This window comes from Pseudomonas sp. 13B_2.1_Bac1, from assembly GCF_025466155.1.
Lineage (GTDB): Bacteria > Pseudomonadota > Gammaproteobacteria > Pseudomonadales > Pseudomonadaceae > Aquipseudomonas > Aquipseudomonas aylmerensis.
This window is the reverse complement of sequence record NZ_JANLOH010000076.1, coordinates 14,889-33,331: the sequence shown is the minus strand read 5'-3', so window position 1 is coordinate 33,331 and position 18,443 is coordinate 14,889. Positions and strand designations below refer to the sequence as shown.

General features: G+C 54.4%; 32 protein-coding genes. All 32 read right to left on the bottom strand.

What is annotated here, in order from left to right:
- Positions 1 to 108: 108 nt before the first annotated feature.
- Entirely contained in the window at positions 109 to 495 is a 387-nt protein-coding gene (gene rplQ, locus NTD80_RS17530; protein ID WP_003176402.1) for a 50S ribosomal protein L17, read from the bottom strand.
- 41 nt (positions 496 to 536) lie between these two features.
- Positions 537 to 1,538, bottom strand: coding sequence for a DNA-directed RNA polymerase subunit alpha (locus NTD80_RS17525; protein ID WP_003176403.1), 1,002 nt, complete (start codon positions 1,536 to 1,538; stop codon positions 537 to 539).
- A 22-nt stretch (positions 1,539 to 1,560) separates the two neighbouring features.
- Complete coding sequence (gene rpsD / locus NTD80_RS17520) at positions 1,561 to 2,181, bottom strand: 30S ribosomal protein S4 (RefSeq protein WP_003176404.1); 621 nt, start codon at positions 2,179 to 2,181, stop codon at positions 1,561 to 1,563.
- Between the two features lie 18 nt (positions 2,182 to 2,199).
- Positions 2,200 to 2,589, bottom strand: coding sequence for a 30S ribosomal protein S11 (gene rpsK / locus NTD80_RS17515; protein ID WP_002555466.1), 390 nt, complete (start codon positions 2,587 to 2,589; stop codon positions 2,200 to 2,202).
- 30 nt (positions 2,590 to 2,619) lie between these two features.
- Entirely contained in the window at positions 2,620 to 2,976 is a 357-nt protein-coding gene (gene rpsM, locus NTD80_RS17510) for a 30S ribosomal protein S13 (protein WP_003194635.1), read from the bottom strand.
- A 129-nt stretch (positions 2,977 to 3,105) separates the two neighbouring features.
- Positions 3,106 to 3,222 carry a 50S ribosomal protein L36 gene (rpmJ, locus tag NTD80_RS17505; protein ID WP_002555468.1) on the bottom strand — a complete coding sequence of 39 codons (117 nt, stop codon included), beginning with the start codon at positions 3,220 to 3,222 and terminating at the stop codon, positions 3,106 to 3,108.
- Between the two features lie 28 nt (positions 3,223 to 3,250).
- Entirely contained in the window at positions 3,251 to 4,579 is a 1,329-nt protein-coding gene (gene secY, locus NTD80_RS17500; protein WP_003176406.1) for a preprotein translocase subunit SecY, read from the bottom strand.
- Positions 4,580 to 5,017, bottom strand: coding sequence for a 50S ribosomal protein L15 (gene rplO, locus NTD80_RS17495; protein ID WP_003176407.1), 438 nt, complete (start codon positions 5,015 to 5,017; stop codon positions 4,580 to 4,582).
- A 3-nt stretch (positions 5,018 to 5,020) separates the two neighbouring features.
- On the bottom strand, positions 5,021 to 5,197 hold the full coding sequence (gene rpmD / locus NTD80_RS17490; RefSeq protein WP_003176408.1) for a 50S ribosomal protein L30: 177 nt from the start codon (positions 5,195 to 5,197) through the stop codon (positions 5,021 to 5,023).
- A 2-nt stretch (positions 5,198 to 5,199) separates the two neighbouring features.
- Complete coding sequence (gene rpsE, locus NTD80_RS17485) at positions 5,200 to 5,700, bottom strand: 30S ribosomal protein S5 (protein WP_010566852.1); 501 nt, start codon at positions 5,698 to 5,700, stop codon at positions 5,200 to 5,202.
- A 3-nt stretch (positions 5,701 to 5,703) separates the two neighbouring features.
- Positions 5,704 to 6,054, bottom strand: coding sequence for a 50S ribosomal protein L18 (gene rplR / locus NTD80_RS17480; RefSeq protein ID WP_003186037.1), 351 nt, complete (start codon positions 6,052 to 6,054; stop codon positions 5,704 to 5,706).
- A 10-nt stretch (positions 6,055 to 6,064) separates the two neighbouring features.
- A complete protein-coding gene (gene rplF, locus NTD80_RS17475) occupies positions 6,065 to 6,598 on the bottom strand; it encodes a 50S ribosomal protein L6 (RefSeq protein ID WP_003176412.1) in 534 nt (177 codons plus the stop codon).
- Positions 6,599 to 6,610: 12 nt separating this feature from the next.
- A complete protein-coding gene (gene rpsH / locus NTD80_RS17470; RefSeq protein ID WP_010566853.1) occupies positions 6,611 to 7,003 on the bottom strand; it encodes a 30S ribosomal protein S8 in 393 nt (130 codons plus the stop codon).
- Between the two features lie 208 nt (positions 7,004 to 7,211).
- Positions 7,212 to 7,517: a 30S ribosomal protein S14 gene (gene rpsN / locus NTD80_RS17465; RefSeq protein WP_003176414.1), complete on the bottom strand. Its 306-nt coding sequence runs from the start codon at positions 7,515 to 7,517 to the stop codon at positions 7,212 to 7,214.
- A 13-nt stretch (positions 7,518 to 7,530) separates the two neighbouring features.
- The gene (gene rplE / locus NTD80_RS17460) at positions 7,531 to 8,070 is read right to left on the bottom strand and encodes a 50S ribosomal protein L5 (RefSeq protein ID WP_003194642.1); all 540 of its coding nucleotides are present in this window, start codon (positions 8,068 to 8,070) and stop codon (positions 7,531 to 7,533) included.
- A gap of 22 nt (positions 8,071 to 8,092) precedes the next feature.
- The gene (rplX, locus tag NTD80_RS17455) at positions 8,093 to 8,407 is read right to left on the bottom strand and encodes a 50S ribosomal protein L24 (protein WP_007896770.1); all 315 of its coding nucleotides are present in this window, start codon (positions 8,405 to 8,407) and stop codon (positions 8,093 to 8,095) included.
- A gap of 11 nt (positions 8,408 to 8,418) precedes the next feature.
- Positions 8,419 to 8,787, bottom strand: coding sequence for a 50S ribosomal protein L14 (gene rplN, locus NTD80_RS17450; RefSeq protein WP_002555479.1), 369 nt, complete (start codon positions 8,785 to 8,787; stop codon positions 8,419 to 8,421).
- 23 nt (positions 8,788 to 8,810) lie between these two features.
- Positions 8,811 to 9,077 (bottom strand): 30S ribosomal protein S17, encoded by a 267-nt coding sequence (gene rpsQ / locus NTD80_RS17445; protein WP_003176419.1) that lies wholly within the window; start codon positions 9,075 to 9,077, stop codon positions 8,811 to 8,813.
- A gap of 2 nt (positions 9,078 to 9,079) precedes the next feature.
- Positions 9,080 to 9,271: a 50S ribosomal protein L29 gene (rpmC, locus tag NTD80_RS17440; RefSeq protein WP_002555481.1), complete on the bottom strand. Its 192-nt coding sequence runs from the start codon at positions 9,269 to 9,271 to the stop codon at positions 9,080 to 9,082.
- The gene (rplP, locus tag NTD80_RS17435) at positions 9,271 to 9,684 is read right to left on the bottom strand and encodes a 50S ribosomal protein L16 (protein WP_003176421.1); all 414 of its coding nucleotides are present in this window, start codon (positions 9,682 to 9,684) and stop codon (positions 9,271 to 9,273) included. The genes rpmC and rplP overlap by 1 nt, the downstream gene beginning before the upstream one ends.
- 12 nt (positions 9,685 to 9,696) lie before the next feature.
- The gene (rpsC, locus tag NTD80_RS17430) at positions 9,697 to 10,383 is read right to left on the bottom strand and encodes a 30S ribosomal protein S3 (RefSeq protein ID WP_003176422.1); all 687 of its coding nucleotides are present in this window, start codon (positions 10,381 to 10,383) and stop codon (positions 9,697 to 9,699) included.
- Between the two features lie 13 nt (positions 10,384 to 10,396).
- A complete protein-coding gene (gene rplV / locus NTD80_RS17425; protein WP_003103908.1) occupies positions 10,397 to 10,729 on the bottom strand; it encodes a 50S ribosomal protein L22 in 333 nt (110 codons plus the stop codon).
- 11 nt (positions 10,730 to 10,740) lie between these two features.
- A complete protein-coding gene (gene rpsS, locus NTD80_RS17420) occupies positions 10,741 to 11,016 on the bottom strand; it encodes a 30S ribosomal protein S19 (RefSeq protein ID WP_002555486.1) in 276 nt (91 codons plus the stop codon).
- 16 nt (positions 11,017 to 11,032) lie between these two features.
- Positions 11,033 to 11,857 carry a 50S ribosomal protein L2 gene (gene rplB / locus NTD80_RS17415; RefSeq protein WP_003186055.1) on the bottom strand — a complete coding sequence of 275 codons (825 nt, stop codon included), beginning with the start codon at positions 11,855 to 11,857 and terminating at the stop codon, positions 11,033 to 11,035.
- 14 nt (positions 11,858 to 11,871) lie between these two features.
- Positions 11,872 to 12,171, bottom strand: a complete 300-nt coding sequence (gene rplW / locus NTD80_RS17410) for a 50S ribosomal protein L23 (RefSeq protein WP_002555488.1) — start codon at positions 12,169 to 12,171, stop codon at positions 11,872 to 11,874.
- Positions 12,168 to 12,770, bottom strand: coding sequence for a 50S ribosomal protein L4 (gene rplD / locus NTD80_RS17405; protein ID WP_003176424.1), 603 nt, complete (start codon positions 12,768 to 12,770; stop codon positions 12,168 to 12,170). Before rplD ends, rplW begins: the two co-directional genes overlap by 4 nt.
- 12 nt (positions 12,771 to 12,782) lie before the next feature.
- Positions 12,783 to 13,418: a 50S ribosomal protein L3 gene (rplC, locus tag NTD80_RS17400; protein WP_003194649.1), complete on the bottom strand. Its 636-nt coding sequence runs from the start codon at positions 13,416 to 13,418 to the stop codon at positions 12,783 to 12,785.
- Between the two features lie 81 nt (positions 13,419 to 13,499).
- On the bottom strand, positions 13,500 to 13,811 hold the full coding sequence (gene rpsJ / locus NTD80_RS17395; RefSeq protein ID WP_003186070.1) for a 30S ribosomal protein S10: 312 nt from the start codon (positions 13,809 to 13,811) through the stop codon (positions 13,500 to 13,502).
- Positions 13,812 to 13,969: 158 nt separating this feature from the next.
- Positions 13,970 to 15,163, bottom strand: coding sequence for an elongation factor Tu (tuf, locus tag NTD80_RS17390; RefSeq protein WP_005791980.1), 1,194 nt, complete (start codon positions 15,161 to 15,163; stop codon positions 13,970 to 13,972).
- Between the two features lie 30 nt (positions 15,164 to 15,193).
- Positions 15,194 to 17,299: an elongation factor G gene (gene fusA / locus NTD80_RS17385; RefSeq protein ID WP_065909927.1), complete on the bottom strand. Its 2,106-nt coding sequence runs from the start codon at positions 17,297 to 17,299 to the stop codon at positions 15,194 to 15,196.
- A gap of 30 nt (positions 17,300 to 17,329) precedes the next feature.
- Complete coding sequence (gene rpsG, locus NTD80_RS17380) at positions 17,330 to 17,800, bottom strand: 30S ribosomal protein S7 (RefSeq protein ID WP_002555493.1); 471 nt, start codon at positions 17,798 to 17,800, stop codon at positions 17,330 to 17,332.
- A gap of 118 nt (positions 17,801 to 17,918) precedes the next feature.
- Positions 17,919 to 18,290: a 30S ribosomal protein S12 gene (rpsL, locus tag NTD80_RS17375; RefSeq protein ID WP_002555494.1), complete on the bottom strand. Its 372-nt coding sequence runs from the start codon at positions 18,288 to 18,290 to the stop codon at positions 17,919 to 17,921.
- Positions 18,291 to 18,443 lie beyond the last annotated feature (153 nt).

Here is an 18,443-nt window from a genome sequence, read left to right as displayed (position 1 = left end):
CATTCATAGTGCCAATCTTGACCTGACGAAAGCTTGTACACGTGGCGCTTTTATTACGCGCACAAAAAACCGGGCACTAGGCCCGGTTCTTCGTTACAGCTTGTCGTCTTACTCGGCGCTTACAGCTTCGCCAGCAGTAGCACGATCAACCAACTCGACGTACGCCATAGGCGCGTTGTCGCCAGCGCGGAAACCGCACTTGAGGATGCGCAGGTAGCCACCCTCACGGGTAGCGTAACGCTTGCCCAGGTCGTTGAAGAGCTTACCAACGATAGCTTTCGAACGAGTACGGTCGAAAGCCAGACGGCGGTTAGCCAGGCTGTCTGTCTTGGCCAAAGTAATCAGCGGCTCAGCAACGCGACGCAGTTCTTTAGCTTTCGGCAGTGTAGTTTTGATCAGCTCGTGCTCGAACAGCGACACCGCCATGTTTTGGAACATGGCCTTGCGGTGCGAGCTGGTACGGCTCAGGTGACGACCACTTTTACGATGACGCATGGTTCATTCCTTACCAAACTCACGTTCGGTGATTACGACGATCAGGCAGTCGCCTTGTCGTCCTTCTTAAGACTTGCAGGCGGCCAGTTGTCGAGGCGCATGCCGAGGGACAGACCGCGGGAGGCCAGAACGTCCTTGATTTCAGTCAAGGATTTCTTGCCCAGGTTCGGAGTCTTCAACAGTTCTACTTCGGTACGCTGAATCAGGTCGCCGATGTAGTAAATGTTTTCCGCCTTAAGGCAGTTAGCCGAACGTACAGTCAGTTCCAGATCGTCAACCGGGCGAAGCAGGATCGGATCGATCTCGTCTTCCTGCTCGATTACCACTGGTTCGCTGTCACCTTTGAGGTCGACGAACGCAGCCAACTGCTGTTGCAGAATGGTTGCAGCGCGGCGGATAGCCTCTTCAGGATCCAGAGTACCGTTGGTTTCCAGATCAATAACCAGCTTGTCCAGGTTAGTACGCTGCTCGACACGGGCGTTTTCCACCACGTATGCGATACGGCGAACCGGGCTGAACGAAGAGTCAAGCTGCAAGCGACCAATGCTGCGGCTTTCGTCTTCATCGCTCTGACGCGAGTCGGCCGGTTCATAACCACGACCACGAGCTACGGTGAGCTTCATGTTCAGGGCGCCGTTAGACGCCAGGTTAGCGATTACGTGATCGGGGTTAACGATCTCGACATCATGATCCAGCTGAATATCGGCAGCGGTAACCACCCCCGAACCCTTCTTCGACAAGGTCAGCGTAACTTCGTCACGGCCGTGCAGCTTGATAGCCAGACCTTTAAGGTTCAACAGGATTTCAATTACGTCTTCCTGTACACCTTCGATGGCGCTGTACTCGTGGAGCACACCGTCAATCTCGGCCTCGACTACTGCACAGCCGGGCATTGAGGACAACAGGATGCGGCGCAGCGCGTTGCCCAGGGTGTGGCCAAAACCACGCTCGAGAGGCTCGAGAGTGATCTTGGCGCGGGTTGGACTGACAACCTGCACATCAATGTGGCGGGGTGTCAGGAACTCATTTACCGAAATCTGCATGGATGCACCTATTTTCTAGCCCTTACTTGGAGTAGAGCTCGACAATCAGGCTTTCGTTGATGTCGGCGGACAGATCACTGCGAGCAGGAACGTTCTTGAAAACGCCCGACTTCTTCTCAGTGTCTACTTCTACCCATTCTACGCGGCCACGTTGGGCACACAGATCGAGAGCTTGGACAATGCGAAGTTGGTTTTTTGCTTTCTCGCGAACTGCGACCACGTCACCAGCACGAACCTGGTAGGACGGAACGTTTACGGTCTGACCGTTAACGCTGATCGACTTGTGCGATACCAGCTGACGGGATTCGGCACGAGTCGAACCAAAGCCCATACGGTATACAACGTTGTCCAGACGGCATTCGAGCAGTTGCAGCAGGTTTTCACCGGTTGCACCTTTCTTGCCAGCAGCTTCTTTGTAGTAGCCGCTGAACTGACGCTCGAGAACGCCGTAGATACGACGGACCTTCTGCTTTTCACGCAGTTGGGTGCCGTAATCGGACTGGCGACCGCGGCGTTGGCCGTGGATACCAGGTGCTGCTTCAATGTTGCACTTCGATTCGATCGCGCGCACGCCGCTCTTCAGGAAGAGATCGGTGCCTTCGCGACGAGCGAGTTTGCATTTTGGACCAATGTAACGAGCCATTCTTTACAATCTCCTGGATTACACGCGGCGCTTCTTCGGCGGACGGCACCCGTTGTGCGGGATTGGCGTCACGTCGGTGATGCTGGCGATCTTATAGCCACAGCCGTTCAAAGCACGGACAGCAGACTCACGACCTGGACCTGGACCTTTGACGTTAACGTCGAGGTTTTTCAGGCCGTATTCCAGCGCAGCTTGACCAGCACGTTCAGCAGCTACTTGAGCAGCAAACGGGGTGGACTTGCGGGAACCGCGGAAACCCGAACCACCGGAGGTAGCCCAAGAAAGCGCGTTACCTTGACGGTCGGTGATGGTCACGATGGTGTTGTTAAAAGAAGCATGGATGTGGGCGATGCCATCAACCACTGTCTTTTTAACTTTTTTACGAGGACGAGCAGCAGGTTTTGCCATGATAATTTTCCTGTCGATTCGCTGGGGCGATTACTTGCGGATCGGCTTACGCGGACCTTTACGGGTACGCGCGTTAGTCTTGGTACGCTGACCGCGTACTGGAAGACCACGACGATGACGCAGACCGCGATAGCAACCGAGGTCCATCAAACGCTTGATTTTCATGTTGATTTCGCGACGCAGGTCACCTTCAGTGGTGAACTTCGCCACTTCGCCACGCAGCTGTTCAATCTGCTCGTCGCTCAGATCCTTGATCTTAGCGGCTGGGTTTACCCCAGCAACTGCGCAAATTTTCTGCGCAGTAGTGCGACCAACACCATAGATGTAGGTCAGCGAGATAACAGTGTGCTTGTTATCTGGAATGTTAACGCCTGCAATACGGGCCATTCAGTGGGACTCCAATTGACAGCTACCTACGCCCCGGAAGCCAAGAAATAGGGCGCGAGATAATATCGCTGTAATAACAAATAATCAACCCGGCAGCGCACTAGCTGCCGGGCTTCAAGCGGATCACACTCAGCCTTGGCGCTGTTTGTGACGCGGTTCCGCGCTGCAAATTACTCGAACAACACCTTCGCGGCGAATAATCTTGCAGTTACGGCACAGCTTTTTCACCGATGCACGAACTTTCATCACCAACTCCTCGAACCTTATGGGGTACTCAGCGCAACATGCCGCTGCCGTAGCCCTTCAGGTTGGCTTTCTTCATCAGGGATTCGTACTGGTGCGAAACGAGGTGCGATTGTACTTGGGACATGAAGTCCATCACAACCACGACCACGATCAGCAACGAGGTCCCGCCAAGGTAGAACGGAACGTTTGCTGCAACCACCAGGAACTGGGGCAACAAGCACACGGCCGTCATATATAGAGCACCGAACAGGGTCAAACGAGTCAGAACGCCATCAATGTAGCGTGCAGACTGCTCACCTGGACGAATACCCGGAATAAAGGCACCGGACTTCTTCAGGTTTTCCGCTACGTCTTTCGGATTGAACATCAACGCCGTATAGAAGAAGCAGAAGAAAATAATCCCTGCACTAAACAGCAGAATATTCAACGGCTGACCAGGAGCGATCGACTGAGAGAGGTCCTGCAGCCAGCCCATATTTTCAGACTGACCAAACCAGGTACCCAACGAAGCCGGAAACAGCAAAATGCTGCTCGCGAAAATTGCCGGAATAACACCGGCCATATTCACTTTCAGCGGCAAGTGGCTGGTCTGCGCAGCAAAGACCTTGCGGCCCTGCTGACGCTTGGCGTAGTGAACAGCAATACGACGCTGGCCACGCTCAATGAACACCACAAAACCGATAATCGCTACTGCCAGCAAACCGATGGCAACCAGGGCGAAAATATTGATATCACCCTGACGCGCAGACTCGAAAGACTGCCCGATTGCTCTCGGAAGACCGGCGACGATACCTGCGAAAATCAACATCGAGATACCGTTGCCAACACCACGCTCAGTAATCTGCTCACCCAGCCACATCATGAACATCGCACCAGCCACAAAAGTGGATACCGCGACGAAATGGAAGCCAAAGTCACCAGTGAACGCAACACCCTGCCCGGCCAGGCCAACGGACATGCCGATAGCTTGAACCAGGGCGAGGATGACAGTGCCGTAGCGGGTGTACTGGCTAATCTTGCGACGGCCAGCTTCACCTTCCTTCTTCAACTGCTCCAGCTGCGGGCTGACGGCGGTCATCAGTTGCATGATGATCGATGCCGAAATGTACGGCATGATCCCCAGTGCAAAGATGCTCATCCGTTCCAGCGCGCCGCCGGAAAACATGTTGAACAAGCTAAGAATGGTCCCCTCATTCTGTCGAAACAGGTCTGCGAGTCGGTCCGGGTTGATACCTGGAACCGGGATGTGTGCGCCTATTCGGTAGACGATAATCGCCAGGAACAGAAAACGCAGACGAGCCCAAAGTTCAGACATACCGCCTTTGCCGAGCGCTGAGAGAGCACCTTGCTTAGCCATTTATTCCTCGAACTTGCCGCCAGCTGCTTCGATAGCCGAACGCGCACCTTTGGTGGCGCCGATTCCCTTGCCGATAGTGACAGCGCGAGTCACTTCACCGGACAGCATGATTTTCACACGCTGTACGTTGACGTTGATCACGTTGGCATCTTTCAGGGTCTGCACAGTAACGATGTCGCCTTCCACTTTGGCCAGCTCGGACAGACGCACTTCTGCGCGATCCATGGCTTTCAGGGAAACGAAACCGAACTTAGGCAGGCGACGATGCAGCGGCTGTTGACCGCCTTCAAAGCCTGGAGCAATGGTGCCACCGGAGCGGGAGGTTTGACCTTTGTGGCCACGGCCACCAGTCTTACCCAAACCGCTACCGATACCACGGCCCGGACGATGCTTTTCGCGACGGGAACCCGGCGCTGGACTCAGATCATTGAGTTTCATCGATTAACCCTCTACACGCAGCATGTAGTAAGCCTTGTTGATCATCCCGCGATTCTCGGGAGTATCCTGGACTTCTACAGTGTGACCGATGCGACGCAGACCCAGACCTTTAACGCACAGTTTGTGGTTAGGGATGCGGCCGGTCATGCTTTTGATCAGCGTTACTTTAACGGTAGCCATGATCAGAAGATCTCCTGGACGCTTTTGCCACGCTTGGCGGCAATGGATTCAGGGGATTGCATAGCTTTCAAACCTTTGAAAGTGGCGTGAACCACGTTTACCGGGTTAGTCGAGCCGTAGCACTTGGCCAGAACGTTCTGAACGCCAGCAACTTCGAGGACAGCACGCATAGCGCCGCCAGCGATGATACCGGTACCTTCAGAAGCAGGCTGCATGTACACCTTCGAAGCGCCATGAGCGGACTTCATTGCGTACTGCAGCGTGGTGCCGTTCAGATCAACTTGGATCATGTTGCGACGAGCAGCTTCCATTGCCTTCTGGATCGCAGCAGGCACTTCACGCGACTTGCCACGGCCGAAGCCAACGCGCCCTTTACCATCACCCACCACGGTCAACGCGGTGAAAGTGAAGATACGGCCGCCTTTAACGGTTTTGGCTACGCGGTTAACTTGAACCAGCTTCTCAATGTAGCCTTCGTCGCGCTTTTGGTCGTTATTTGACATAACTTAGAACTCCAGCCCAGCTTCACGAGCAGCATCAGCCAGCGCTTTAACGCGGCCGTGGTACTTGAAGCCAGAGCGGTCGAAAGCCACTTGCGAGACGCCAGCGGCCTTAGCACGCGTAGCGACCAGCTGGCCAACCTTTGTGGCCGCGTCGATGTTGCCAGTGGCACCATCACGCAGTTCTTTATCCAAAGTCGAGGCGCTTGCCAGGACTTTGTTGCCGTCGGCCGAGATGACCTGGGCGTAGATGTGCTGCGACGAGCGGAACACGCAGAGACGCACGACTTCGAGTTCGTGCATTTTCAGGCGTGCTTTGCGAGCGCGACGCAGTCGAGTAACTTTTTTGTCGGTCATTTGCTATGCCCTACTTCTTCTTGGCTTCTTTACGACGGACGACTTCGTCCGCGTAGCGCACACCTTTGCCTTTGTACGGCTCTGGTGGACGGAAGTCGCGGATCTCAGCAGCCACTTGACCTACCAGCTGCTTATCGATGCCCTTGATCAGGATATCGGTCTGGCTAGGAGTCTCAGCGGTGATGCCTTCCGGCAGTTCGTAATCCACTGGGTGCGAGAAGCCAAGGGCCAGGTTCAAAACCGTGCCTTTTGCTTGCGCTTTGTAACCAACACCGACCAGCTGGAGCTTACGCTCGAAGCCTTGGCTTACGCCTTGGACCATATTGTTTACCAACGCACGCGTGGTACCGGCCATTGCGCGAGTTTGTTGATCGCCATTGCGAGCAGCGAAACGCAGCTCACCAGCTTCTTCAACGATCTCAACGGACGAATGGATGTTCAGTTCAAGAGTACCCTTGGCACCCTTCACCGAAAGCTGTTGGCCTGCGAATTTGACTTCGACACCGGCTGGCAGCTTAACGGGGTTCTTAGCGACGCGAGACATGCTTATCCCCCCTTAGAACACAGTGCAAAGAACTTCGCCGCCGACACCGGCAGCGCGCGCAGCACGATCCGTCATCACACCTTTGTTGGTGGAGACGATAGACACGCCAAGACCGCCACGAACTTTCGGCAGATCCTCAGCGGACTTGTACTGACGCAGGCCTGGACGGCTAACGCGCTTCACTTCCTCGATGACCGAACGGCCTTCGAAGTACTTCAGCTCGATGGACAGCAGTGGCTTGGTTTCGCTGCTGATCTGATAACCCGCAATGTAGCCTTCGTCTTTCAGGACTTTGGCAACAGCTACCTTCAACTTGGAAGATGGCATGCTTACGACGGACTTTTCAGCCATCTGGGCATTACGGATACGAGTTAGCATGTCCGCTAACGGGTCCTGCATACTCATGGGCTAGACGCTCCTAATACAAAAAAATTAGCCTTGCGGCTACATATGTCGCCGAGAATCTCCGAGCATAGAAAACACGGGCTCAGGCGAGCCGGGTATTCTAGACACACTCCGGAAATGAAACAAGCCCCAAAAGGGGCTTGTTCCAGATTCAAGGTCACCGGTGGTCAGTATCTTGAGATACCTCCCACCTGGACGCTGAAAGTACTTACCAGCTGGCTTTAACCAGACCTGGTACGTCACCACGCATTGCCGCTTCACGCAGTTTGTTACGGCCGAGGCCGAACTTGCGGTAAACGCCGTGTGGACGACCGGTCAGGCGGCAGCGGTTACGCATGCGCGAAGCGCTTGCGTCACGTGGCTGCTTCTGCAGAGCAACTGTAGCTTCCCAACGCGCTTCTGGACTTGCGTTCAGATCAACGATGATCGCTTTCAGTGCTGCACGCTTCTTGGCGTACTTGGCAACCGTGAGCTGACGCTTCAGCTCGCGGTTTTTCATGCTCATCTTGGCCATGGTCCTACTCCAATCAGTTGCGGAACGGGAATTTGAATGCACGCAGCAGAGCGCGGCCTTCATCATCGTTCTTGGCAGTGGTGGTCAGGGTGATGTCCAGACCGCGGAGAGCATCGATCTTGTCGTAGTCGATTTCCGGGAAGATGATCTGCTCTTTCACGCCCATGCTGTAGTTACCACGACCATCGAAGGACTTGGCATTCAGGCCGCGGAAGTCGCGAACCCGAGGCAGGGAGATCGACAGCAGACGATCCAGGAATTCGTACATACGCTCACGGCGCAGGGTCACTTTGACGCCGATCGGCCAACCTTCACGGACTTTAAAGCCAGCGATGGATTTCCGAGCGTAAGTCACAACGACCTTTTGACCGGTGATCTTTTCCAGGTCAGCAACAGCGTGCTCGATGACTTTTTTGTCGCCGATCGCTTCGCCCAGACCCATGTTCAGGGTGATTTTGGTAACGCGCGGAACTTCCATCACGTTCCCGAGCTTAAGTTCTTCCTTAAGCTTGGGGGCGATTTCCTTCCGGTAAATCTCTTGTAGTCGTGCCATGGTCTTATCTACCTAGCAGTGTTCAAGCATCAACCGCTTTTTGGGTCGACTTGAAGACACGAATTTTCTTACCGTCTTCTACTTTGAAACCAACACGATCAGCCTTGTTGGTTTCGCCGTTGAAGATGGCGACGTTAGAAGCGTGCAGTGGCGCTTCTTTCTCGACGATACCGCCCTGTACGCCCGACATCGGGTTAGGCTTGGTATGACGCTTGACCAGGTTCAGACCACCAACGACCAGACGGTCGTCAGCGAGAACCTTCAGCACCTTACCGCGCTTACCTTTGTCTTTGCCGGCGATCACGATGATCTCGTCGTCACGACGAATCTTTTGCATGTCGGATCTCCTTACAGCACTTCTGGGGCGAGCGAGACGATCTTCATGAACTTCTCAGTACGAAGTTCACGGGTCACTGGCCCAAAGATACGGGTGCCGATCGGCTCTTGCTTGTTGTTCAGAAGAACAGCAGCGTTGCCATCAAAGCGGATAATGGAGCCATCTGCACGGCGTACGCCGTGACGAGTGCGGACTACAACAGCAGTCATCACTTGGCCTTTTTTCACCTTACCGCGAGGAATTGCTTCCTTCACGGTAACTTTGATGATGTCACCGATACCAGCGTAACGACGATGGGAGCCACCCAGCACCTTGATGCACATAACACGGCGAGCGCCGCTGTTATCGGCCACATCGAGCATGGATTGAGTCTGAATCATATAATTTCTCCGACCCCTAGTCCTTAGACTTCCACAGCGCGTTCGAGAACATCAACCAGTGCCCAAGACTTGGTCTTGGCCAGCGGACGAGTTTCACGAATAGTGACTTTGTCGCCGATGTGGCACTGATTGGTTTCGTCGTGCGCGTGCAGCTTAGTCGAACGCTTAACATATTTACCGTAGATCGGGTGCTTAACGCGACGCTCGATCAAAACGGTGATGGTTTTGTCCATCTTGTCGCTGACAACACGGCCAGTCAGCGTACGGACAGTCTTTTCGGCTTCAGCCATGATCACTTACCTGCCTGCTGGTTGAGCACAGTCTTCACGCGAGCGATGTCACGCTTAACTTGCGAGAGCAGATGAGACTGCCCCAACTGGCCAGTTGCTTTCTGCATACGCAGATTGAACTGGTCGCGCAGCAGGCCGAGCAGTTGCTCGTTCAGCTGCTGTGCGGATTTTTCACGAAGTTCATTCGCTTTCATCACATCACCGTCCGTTTAACAAAGGAGGTGGCGAGCGGCAGCTTTGCAGCAGCCAGGGCGAAAGCCTCACGCGCCAGCTCTTCAGAAACACCCTCGATTTCATACAGGACTTTGCCTGGCTGAATCTGGGCTACCCAGTATTCCACGTTACCCTTACCTTTACCCATCCGAACCTCGAGAGGTTTTTTGGAGATCGGCTTGTCCGGGAATACACGGATCCAGATCTTGCCGCCACGTTTTACGTGACGGGTCAGAGCACGACGCGCTGACTCGATCTGACGAGCGGTGAGACGACCACGAGCTACAGACTTCAGCGCGAACTCGCCGAAGCTGACTTTGCTACCGCGCTGAGCCAGACCACGGTTGTGGCCTGTCATCTGCTTGCGGAACTTCGTACGCTTAGGTTGCAACATTTGGCGTACCCCTTACTTAGCAGCTTTTTTACGAGGCGCTGGTGCTTGTGGTTTCAGTTCTTCTTGGCGACCACCAATTACTTCGCCTTTGAAGATCCAAACCTTTACACCGATCACACCGTAAGTGGTGTGAGCTTCGTAGTTGGCATAGTCGATGTCGGCACGCAGGGTGTGCAGTGGCACACGACCTTCGCGATACCATTCAGTACGTGCGATTTCAGCACCGCCGAGACGACCGCTCACTTGGATTTTGATGCCTTTGGCACCAATGCGCATGGCGTTCTGTACGGCGCGCTTCATAGCGCGACGGAACATTACGCGACGCTCCAGCTGCTGAGCTACGCTCTGCGCAACCAGCATACCGTCGAGCTCCGGCTTGCGGATCTCTTCGATATTGATGTGCACAGGCACACCCATTTGCTTGGTCAGGTCCTGACGCAGTTTCTCAACATCTTCACCTTTCTTCCCGATAACGATACCTGGACGAGCGGTGTGGATGGTGATACGTGCAGTTTGGGCCGGACGATGGATATCGATACGGCTTACGGACGCGCTTTTTAGTTTGTCTTGGAGATACTCACGCACCTTCAGATCAGCGAACAAGTAGTCCGCATAAGTCCGACCGTCTGCGTACCAGACGGAGGTGTGCTCCTTGACGATTCCCAGGCGAATGCCAATGGGATGTACTTTCTGACCCATCTCTTCGACTCCGTTACTTGTCAGCAACCTTGACAGTGATATGGCAAGACCGCTTGACGATGCGATCAGCACGGCCTTTGGCACGTGGCATGATGCGCTTCAGCGAACGCCCTTCGTTGACGAAAACGGTGCTGACCTTCAGGTCATCAACGTCTGCGCCTTCGTTATGCTCGGCGTTGGCTACGGCCGACTCCAGCACTTTCTTCATGATCTCGGCGGCTTTCTTACTGCTGAAAGCCAACAGGTTGAGCGCTTCGCCCACCTTCTTCCCGCGGATCTGGTCGGCGACCAAGCGGGCTTTCTGGGCGGAGATTCGAGCGCCCGACAACTTAGCGGCTACTTCCATTTCCTTACCCCTTAACGCTTGGCTTTCTTGTCTGCCACGTGCCCACGATAAGTGCGGGTACCGGCAAACTCGCCTAGTTTGTGGCCGACCATGTCTTCGTTAACGAGAACTGGGACGTGTTGACGACCGTTGTGTACTGCAATGGTCAGACCGACCATTTGTGGCAGGATCATCGAACGACGCGACCAGGTCTTAACTGGTTTGCGATCGTTCTTTTCCGCCGCCACTTCGATCTTCTTCAGTAGGTGAAGATCAATAAAAGGACCTTTTTTCAGAGAACGTGGCACTGTCGTATCCCTCTATTTACTTGCGACGACGGACGATCATTTTGTCGGTACGCTTATTACCACGAGTCTTCGCGCCCTTAGTCGGGAAGCCCCATGGCGATACCGGATGACGACCACCAGAGGTACGACCTTCACCACCACCGTGTGGGTGGTCAACCGGGTTCATGGCAACACCACGAACGGTTGGGCGAACGCCACGCCAGCGTTTGGCACCAGCTTTACCCAGCGAACGCAGGCTGTGCTCGGAGTTCGAGACTTCACCCAGGGTCGCGCGGCATTCAGCCAGCACTTTACGCATCTCACCAGAACGCAGACGCAGGGTCACGTAGACACCTTCACGAGCGATCAGCTGAGCCGAAGCACCAGCGGAACGAGCGATTTGCGCGCCTTTACCTGGCTTCAATTCGATGCCGTGTACGGTGCTACCAACTGGAATGTTACGCAGTTGCAGAGCGTTGCCCGGCTTGATCGGTGCCAGGGCACCTGCGATCAGCTGGTCGCCAGCGCTCACGCCTTTAGGGGCGATGATGTAGCGACGCTCGCCATCTGCGTACAGCAGCAGAGCGATGTGAGCAGTACGGTTTGGATCGTATTCGATACGCTCGACAGTGGCAGCGATGCCATCTTTGTCGTTGCGACGGAAGTCGACCAGACGATAATGCTGCTTATGGCCACCACCGATGTGACGAGTGGTAATACGACCATTGTTGTTACGACCACCAGACTTCGATTTCTTCTCGAGCAGCGGTGCGTGAGGAGCGCCTTTATGCAGCTCCTGGTTGACCACCTTGACCACAAAACGGCGGCCAGGGGAAGTCGGTTTGCATTTAACGATTGCCATGATGCACCCCTTCCTTACTCAGCACTGCTGCTGAAATCGAGATCTTGGCCTGGCTGAAGGGAGATAACTGCCTTCTTCCAGTCATTACGCTTGCCCAGACCGCGAGCAGTGCGCTTGCTCTTACCCAGAACATTCAGGGTAGTAACACGCTCTACTTTCACGCTGAACAGGCTTTCGACGGCCTTCTTGATTTCCAGCTTGGTTGCATCGGTTGCAACCTTGAAAACGAACTGGCCTTTCTTGTCAGCCAGAACCGTAGCCTTTTCGGAAACGTGCGGGCCAAGCAGAACTTTAAATACGCGTTCCTGGTTCATCCCAGCAGCTCCTCGAATTTCTTCACGGCCGACACGGTGATCAACACCTTGTCGTATGCGATCAGACTAACTGGATCGGAACCTTGCACGTCACGTACATCAACGTGTGGCAGGTTGCGAGCAGCCAGGTACAGGTTCTGATCAACAGCTTCAGACACGATCAAAACGTCGGTCAGGCTCATGTTGTTCAGCTTGCCCAGCAGATCTTTGGTTTTCGGGCTTTCAACAGCGAAGTCCTGAACCACAACCAGACGATCAGTACGCACGAGTTCAGCAAGGATGGAGCGCAGTGCTGCGCGATACATCTTCTTGTTGAGCTTCTGAGAGTGATCCTGTGGACGAGCTGCGAAAGTGGTACCGCCGCCACGCCAGATTGGGCTACGGATAGTACCGGCACGAGCACGGCCAGTACCTTTCTGACGCCAAGGGCGCTTACCGCCACCACGTACGTCGGAACGGGTCTTTTGCTGCTTGCTACCTTGACGGCCGCCGGCCATGTAGGCCACGACTGCTTGGTGAACCAGCGTCTCGTTGAATTCGCCGCCAAATGTCAGTTCGGAAACTTCGATCGCTTGAGCGTCATTTACATTTAATTGCATGTCAGCTTCCCCTTAACCGCGAGCCTTGGCCGCTGGACGTACAACCAGGTTGCCGCCAGTAGCGCCAGGAACAGCACCCTTGACCAACAACAGATTGCGTTCAGCGTCGACGCGCACTACTTCGAGGGACTGCACGGTCACGCGCTCAGCGCCCATATGACCGGACATTTTTTTGCCCTTGAATACACGACCAGGAGTCTGGCACTGGCCAATAGAGCCCGGGACGCGGTGGGAAACGGAGTTACCGTGAGTGTTGTCTTGACCACGGAAATTCCAACGCTTGATCGTACCCTGGAAGCCTTTACCCTTGGACTGACCGGTTACATCAACCAGTTGACCAGCGGCGAAGATTTCAGCGTTGATCAGATCGCCAGCCTGGTAGTCGCCGTCTTCGAGACGGAACTCCATAACAGTGCGACCAGCTGCAACGTTTGCTTTAGCGAAGTGACCTGCTTGAGCAGCAGTCACGCGCGAAGCACGACGCTCGCCGACAGTGACTTGCACTGCACGATAGCCATCGGTTTCTTCAGTTTTGAACTGGGTGACGCGATTCGGCTCGATCTCAATGACCGTGACCGGAATGGAGACACCTTCTTCGGTGAAAATACGGGTCATACCGCATTTACGACCGACTACACCAATAGTCATGTTGTAAACCTCATGAGTGTACGGGGCTTTCACCCGCTATGGCCGCCCATTTCAGAGCGTTACACGACTAAGACCCAAGTCTTAGCCGAGGCTGATCTGTACTTCCACACCGGCCGCCAGATCGAGCTTCATAAGTGCATCAACGGTTTTATCCGTTGGCTGGACGATGTCCAGTACGCGCTTATGAGTACGGATCTCGTACTGGTCACGCGCGTCTTTGTTGACGTGCGGGGAGACCAGAACGGTGAACCGCTCTTTACGGGTAGGCAGTGGAATTGGACCACGCACTTGAGCACCAGTACGTTTCGCGGTTTCCACGATTTCCTGGGTGGATTGGTCGATCAGGCGATGGTCAAAAGCCTTCAACCTGATACGGATTTGCTGATTTTGCATTGGATTTCAGACTCCGGCTGCTATTCCCAGCGAGCGCAATACGCCCGTTAAAAGGAGGCGCAATTCTATAGACGCCCCAGATAGGTGTCAACCCAATAAAAAAGGCCCCCGCTAAGCGGGGGCCTTCTCAAAAAATCGAGCTATCTCAGAAGAGATAATTACTCGATGATTTTAGCTACAACGCCAGCACCAACGGTACGGCCGCCTTCGCGGATTGCGAAGCGCAGACCGTCTTCCATTGCGATGGTTTTGATCAGGGTAACAGTCATTTGAATGTTATCGCCTGGCATTACCATTTCAACGCCTTCCGGCAGTTCGCAGTTACCAGTCACGTCAGTAGTACGGAAGTAGAACTGTGGACGGTAGCCTTTGAAGAACGGAGTGTGACGGCCGCCTTCTTCTTTGCTCAGAACGTAAACTTCTGCGGTGAACTTGGTGTGCGGCTTAACCGAACCTGGCTTAACCAGAACCTGGCCACGCTCAACGTCGTCACGCTTGGTACCACGCAGCAGAACGCCGCAGTTCTCGCCAGCACGACCTTCGTCGAGCAGCTTGCGGAACATTTCAACACCGGTGCAGGTGGTGACGGTGGTGTCACGCAGACCAACGATTTCCAGTGGATCTTGAACGCGAACGATACCGCGCTCGATACGACCAGTCACAACAGTACCGCGACCAGAGATCGAGAATACGTCTTCGATTGGCATCAGGAACGGCTTGTCGGTCAGACGAACTGGTTCTGGGATGTAGCTGTCCAGAGTTTCAACCAGTTTACGAACGGCAGTGGTGCCCATTTCGTTTTCGTCGTTACCTTCCAGAGCCATACGAGCAGAACCGATGATGATCGGAGTGTCGTCGCCTGGGAAGTCGTAAGTGCTCAGCAGATCGCGCACTTCCATCTCAACCAGTTCCAGCAGCTCAGCGTCGTCTACCAGGTCAGCCTTGTTCAGGAAAACCACGATGTACGGAACGCCTACCTGGCGGGACAGCAGGATGTGCTCACGGGTCTGTGGCATCGGACCATCAGCGGCCGAGCAAACCAGGATCGCGCCGTCCATCTGGGCAGCACCAGTGATCATGTTCTTCACGTAGTCAGCGTGACCTGGGCAGTCAACGTGAGCGTAGTGACGAATAGTCGAGTTGTACTCAACGTGCGCGGTGTTGATGGTGATACCACGAGCTTTTTCTTCTGGTGCGCTGTCGATCTTGTCGAAGTCAACACGAGCCGAACCGAAAACTTCGGAGCAGACGCGAGTCAGAGCAGCGGTCAGAGTGGTTTTACCGTGGTCAACGTGGCCGATGGTGCCAACGTTTACGTGCGGTAGGGAACGATCAAATTTTTCTTTAGCCACGACAATTAACTCCTTGCCTAAAGGACTGAATCAGCCTTGTTTTTTGGATACAGTTTCAGCGATGTGCGCCGGAGCTGTGTTGTATTTTTTGAATTCCATAGAGTAGCTTGCGCGACCCTGGGACATGGAGCGAACGTCGGTCGCATAACCGAACATCTCACCCAACGGAACCTCGGCGCGAATCACTTTGCCGGAAACCGTGTCTTCCATACCCAAGATCATGCCGCGACGACGGTTAAGGTCGCCCATGACATCACCCATATAGTCTTCAGGTGTAACAACTTCTACCGCCATGATTGGCTCAAGCAACTCACCACCGCCCTTCTGGGCCAGTTGCTTGGTTGCCATGGAAGCAGCCACCTTAAACGCCATCTCGTTGGAGTCGACGTCGTGGTAAGAACCGTCAAAAACGGTTGCTTTCAGGCCGATCAGCGGATAGCCGGCAACAACACCGTTCTTCATCTGCTCTTCGATACCCTTCTGGATAGCAGGGATGTATTCCTTAGGAACAACACCACCTACTACTTCGTTCACGAATTGCAGACCTTCCTGACCTTCGTCAGCAGGAGCAAAACGGATCCAGCAGTGACCGAACTGACCACGACCGCCGGACTGACGAACGAACTTGCCTTCGATTTCACAGTTCTTCGTGATGCGCTCACGATAGGAAACCTGAGGCTTACCGATGTTGGCTTCGACGTTGAACTCACGGCGCATCCGGTCAACCAGGATGTCCAGGTGCAACTCGCCCATGCCGGAGATGATCGTTTGACCAGTCTCTTCATCAGTCTTGACGCGGAAAGATGGATCTTCCTGAGCAAGTTTGCCCAGAGCGATACCCATTTTTTCCTGGTCATCCTTGGTCTTAGGCTCAACGGCAACCGAAATAACCGGCTCCGGGAAGTCCATGCGAACCAGGATGATTGGCTTAGCAGCGTCGCACAAAGTCTCACCAGTGGTGACGTCCTTCATGCCGATCAGGGCCGCGATGTCACCAGCGCGCACTTCCTTGATCTCTTCACGGGCGTTTGCGTGCATTTGCACCATACGACCCACGCGCTCTTTCTTGCCTTTAACCGAGTTGATCACGCCGTCGCCGGAGGCCAACACGCCCGAGTAAACGCGGACGAAGGTCAAAGTACCCACGAATGGGTCAGTAGCGATCTTGAACGCCAGAGCCGAGAACGGCTCGCTGTCATCGGCGTGACGCTCCATCTCTTCTTCCTCGTTATCAGGGTTGGTACCCTTGATAGCAGGAATGTCAGTTGGAGCAGGCAGGTAGTCGATAACGGCGTCGAGAACCAGGGGAACACCCTTGTTCTTGAAGGAAGAACCGCAAACAGCCAAGACGATCTCACCAGCGATAGTACGCTGACGCAGAGCGGCCTTGATTTCCGCGTTGGTGAGCTCTTCACCTTCGAGGTACTTGTTCATCAGCTCTTCGCTGGCTTCGGCAGCAGCCTCAACCATGTTATTGCGCCATTCGTCAGCCAGTTCCTGCAGCTCTGCAGGGATAGGCTTGCGAACAGGGACCATACCTTTGTCAGCGTCATTCCAGTAAACAGCTTCCATGTTGATCAGATCGATCTGACCCTGGAAGTTGTCTTCGGAACCGATGGCCAATTGGATTGGCACCGGGGTGTGACCCAGACGCTGCTTGATCTGACCGATCACGCGCAGGAAGTTGGCACCAGCACGGTCCATCTTGTTTACGTAAACAAGACGTGGAACGCCGTATTTGTTGGCTTGACGCCATACGGTTTCCGACTGAGGCTCAACACCCGAAGTACCACAGAACACAACGACAGCGCCGTCGAGTACGCGCAGGGAACGCTCAACTTCAATGGTGAAGTCTACGTGGCCCGGGGTATCGATTACGTTGAAGCGGTGCTCATCCTTGTACTGCTTCTCGGAACCTTTCCAGAAGGCGGTAATAGCAGCAGAAGTAATGGTAATACCACGCTCCTGCTCCTGAACCATCCAGTCTGTGGTCGCGGCGCCATCATGCACCTCGCCCATTTTGTGACTTTTGCCGGTGTAAAACAGTACGCGCTCGGTGGTGGTGGTTTTACCAGCATCCACGTGAGCAACGATACCGATGTTACGGTAGCGGCTAATCGGAGTAGTACGAGCCATAAAGCCCTCGCAAAATTAGTGAAGCTAAGATTAGAAGCGGTAGTGCGAGAAAGCTTTGTTAGCTTCAGCCATACGGTGCACGTCTTCACGCTTCTTAACAGCAGCACCTTTACCTTCAGCAGCGTCCAACAGTTCGCCAGCCAAACGCAGAGCCATAGACTTCTCGCCGCGCTTACGGGCGAAGTCTACCAACCAGCGCATTGCCAGAGCGTTACGACGGGACGGACGAACTTCAACCGGAACCTGGTAAGTAGCACCGCCTACACGGCGCGACTTCACTTCGACCAGCGGAGCGATGGCGTCGAGAGCTTTCTCGAAGATTTCCAGGGGGTCGCTGTTCTTGCGTTCTTTAACCTTTTCCAGCGCGCCATAAACGATACGCTCGGCAACGGCTTTCTTGCCGCTTTCCATCACGTGGTTCATGAACTTGGCCAGAATTTGGCTTCCGTATTTTGGATCGTCAAGCACTTCGCGCTTGGCTGCTACGCGTCTTCTTGGCATGGATAAGCCCTCAAACGGTCTTCAGGTTCGCTCGGAATCGGTGCCCTTTCGGGACGCCTCCGACCTTACTCTTATCGACTCAGAAAATAAGATGATTCAGTTTTACAAAAAGCCGCTACTACTTAGGCTTCTTGGTACCGTACTTCGAACGACCCTGGTTACGACCTTTAACGCCGGAAGTATCCAAGGAGCCGCGTACGGTGTGGTAACGAACACCTGGCAAGTCTTTTACACGACCGCCGCGGATCAGTACCACGCTGTGCTCTTGCAGGTTGTGGCCTTCACCGCCGATGTACGAGGAAACCTCGAAACCGTTGGTCAGACGCACACGGCATACTTTACGCAGTGCCGAGTTAGGTTTTTTCGGCGTAGTGGTATACACGCGAGTGCATACGCCACGACGTTGCGGGCAGTTCTGCAGCGCAGGTACGTCGGATTTCTCGACGATACGCTTACGCGGCTGACGTACCAGCTGGTTGATAGTTGCCATCTACTAGCTCCACTGTTGTCTTGCGACGCTATTGTCTTGCAAGAAAAGCAAAATGGCAGGAACGAATTCCCGCCAAATTTAGGGGTACAAGAGTCTAAAGAGGATCTTGCCCCCAGTCAAGGCAAGGCCCCGACCTCCCCTCTCATCGAACCG

What these genes read in the sequence shown, in the direction of transcription:
- rplQ (WP_003176402.1), bottom strand. Translation starts at nt 495, where the DNA reads ATGCGTCATCGTAAAAGTGGTCGTCACCTGAGCCGTACCAGCTCGCAC.
- NTD80_RS17525 (WP_003176403.1), bottom strand. Translation starts at nt 1,538, where the DNA reads ATGCAGATTTCGGTAAATGAGTTCCTGACACCCCGCCACATTGATGTG.
- rpsD (WP_003176404.1), bottom strand. Translation starts at nt 2,181, where the DNA reads ATGGCTCGTTACATTGGTCCAAAATGCAAACTCGCTCGTCGCGAAGGC.
- rpsK (WP_002555466.1), bottom strand. Translation starts at nt 2,589, where the DNA reads ATGGCAAAACCTGCTGCTCGTCCTCGTAAAAAAGTTAAAAAGACAGTG.
- rpsM (WP_003194635.1), bottom strand. Translation starts at nt 2,976, where the DNA reads ATGGCCCGTATTGCAGGCGTTAACATTCCAGATAACAAGCACACTGTT.
- rpmJ (WP_002555468.1), bottom strand. Translation starts at nt 3,222, where the DNA reads ATGAAAGTTCGTGCATCGGTGAAAAAGCTGTGCCGTAACTGCAAGATT.
- secY (WP_003176406.1), bottom strand. Translation starts at nt 4,579, where the DNA reads ATGGCTAAGCAAGGTGCTCTCTCAGCGCTCGGCAAAGGCGGTATGTCT.
- rplO (WP_003176407.1), bottom strand. Translation starts at nt 5,017, where the DNA reads ATGAAACTCAATGATCTGAGTCCAGCGCCGGGTTCCCGTCGCGAAAAG.
- rpmD (WP_003176408.1), bottom strand. Translation starts at nt 5,197, where the DNA reads ATGGCTACCGTTAAAGTAACGCTGATCAAAAGCATGACCGGCCGCATC.
- rpsE (WP_010566852.1), bottom strand. Translation starts at nt 5,700, where the DNA reads ATGTCAAATAACGACCAAAAGCGCGACGAAGGCTACATTGAGAAGCTG.
- rplR (WP_003186037.1), bottom strand. Translation starts at nt 6,054, where the DNA reads ATGACCGACAAAAAAGTTACTCGACTGCGTCGCGCTCGCAAAGCACGC.
- rplF (WP_003176412.1), bottom strand. Translation starts at nt 6,598, where the DNA reads ATGTCTCGCGTCGCTAAGAACCCCGTTAAGCTGCCAGCCGGTGTCGAA.
- rpsH (WP_010566853.1), bottom strand. Translation starts at nt 7,003, where the DNA reads ATGAGTATGCAGGACCCGTTAGCGGACATGCTAACTCGTATCCGTAAT.
- rpsN (WP_003176414.1), bottom strand. Translation starts at nt 7,517, where the DNA reads ATGGCCAAGATGAGCATGAAAAACCGCGAGCTGAAGCGTCAGCTCACG.
- rplE (WP_003194642.1), bottom strand. Translation starts at nt 8,070, where the DNA reads ATGGCACGACTACAAGAGATTTACCGGAAGGAAATCGCCCCCAAGCTT.
- rplX (WP_007896770.1), bottom strand. Translation starts at nt 8,407, where the DNA reads ATGCAAAAGATTCGTCGTGACGACGAGATCATCGTGATCGCCGGCAAA.
- rplN (WP_002555479.1), bottom strand. Translation starts at nt 8,787, where the DNA reads ATGATTCAGACTCAATCCATGCTCGATGTGGCCGATAACAGCGGCGCT.
- rpsQ (WP_003176419.1), bottom strand. Translation starts at nt 9,077, where the DNA reads ATGGCTGAAGCCGAAAAGACTGTCCGTACGCTGACTGGCCGTGTTGTC.
- rpmC (WP_002555481.1), bottom strand. Translation starts at nt 9,271, where the DNA reads ATGAAAGCGAATGAACTTCGTGAAAAATCCGCACAGCAGCTGAACGAG.
- rplP (WP_003176421.1), bottom strand. Translation starts at nt 9,684, where the DNA reads ATGTTGCAACCTAAGCGTACGAAGTTCCGCAAGCAGATGACAGGCCAC.
- rpsC (WP_003176422.1), bottom strand. Translation starts at nt 10,383, where the DNA reads ATGGGTCAGAAAGTACATCCCATTGGCATTCGCCTGGGAATCGTCAAG.
- rplV (WP_003103908.1), bottom strand. Translation starts at nt 10,729, where the DNA reads ATGGAAGTAGCCGCTAAGTTGTCGGGCGCTCGAATCTCCGCCCAGAAA.
- rplB (WP_003186055.1), bottom strand. Translation starts at nt 11,857, where the DNA reads ATGGCAATCGTTAAATGCAAACCGACTTCCCCTGGCCGCCGTTTTGTG.
- rplW (WP_002555488.1), bottom strand. Translation starts at nt 12,171, where the DNA reads ATGAACCAGGAACGCGTATTTAAAGTTCTGCTTGGCCCGCACGTTTCC.
- rplD (WP_003176424.1), bottom strand. Translation starts at nt 12,770, where the DNA reads ATGCAATTAAATGTAAATGACGCTCAAGCGATCGAAGTTTCCGAACTG.
- rplC (WP_003194649.1), bottom strand. Translation starts at nt 13,418, where the DNA reads ATGACTATTGGTGTAGTCGGTCGTAAATGCGGTATGACCCGTATTTTC.
- rpsJ (WP_003186070.1), bottom strand. Translation starts at nt 13,811, where the DNA reads ATGCAAAATCAGCAAATCCGTATCAGGTTGAAGGCTTTTGACCATCGC.
- fusA (WP_065909927.1), bottom strand. Translation starts at nt 17,299, where the DNA reads ATGGCTCGTACTACTCCGATTAGCCGCTACCGTAACATCGGTATCGTT.
- rpsG (WP_002555493.1), bottom strand. Translation starts at nt 17,800, where the DNA reads ATGCCAAGAAGACGCGTAGCAGCCAAGCGCGAAGTGCTTGACGATCCA.
- rpsL (WP_002555494.1), bottom strand. Translation starts at nt 18,290, where the DNA reads ATGGCAACTATCAACCAGCTGGTACGTCAGCCGCGTAAGCGTATCGTC.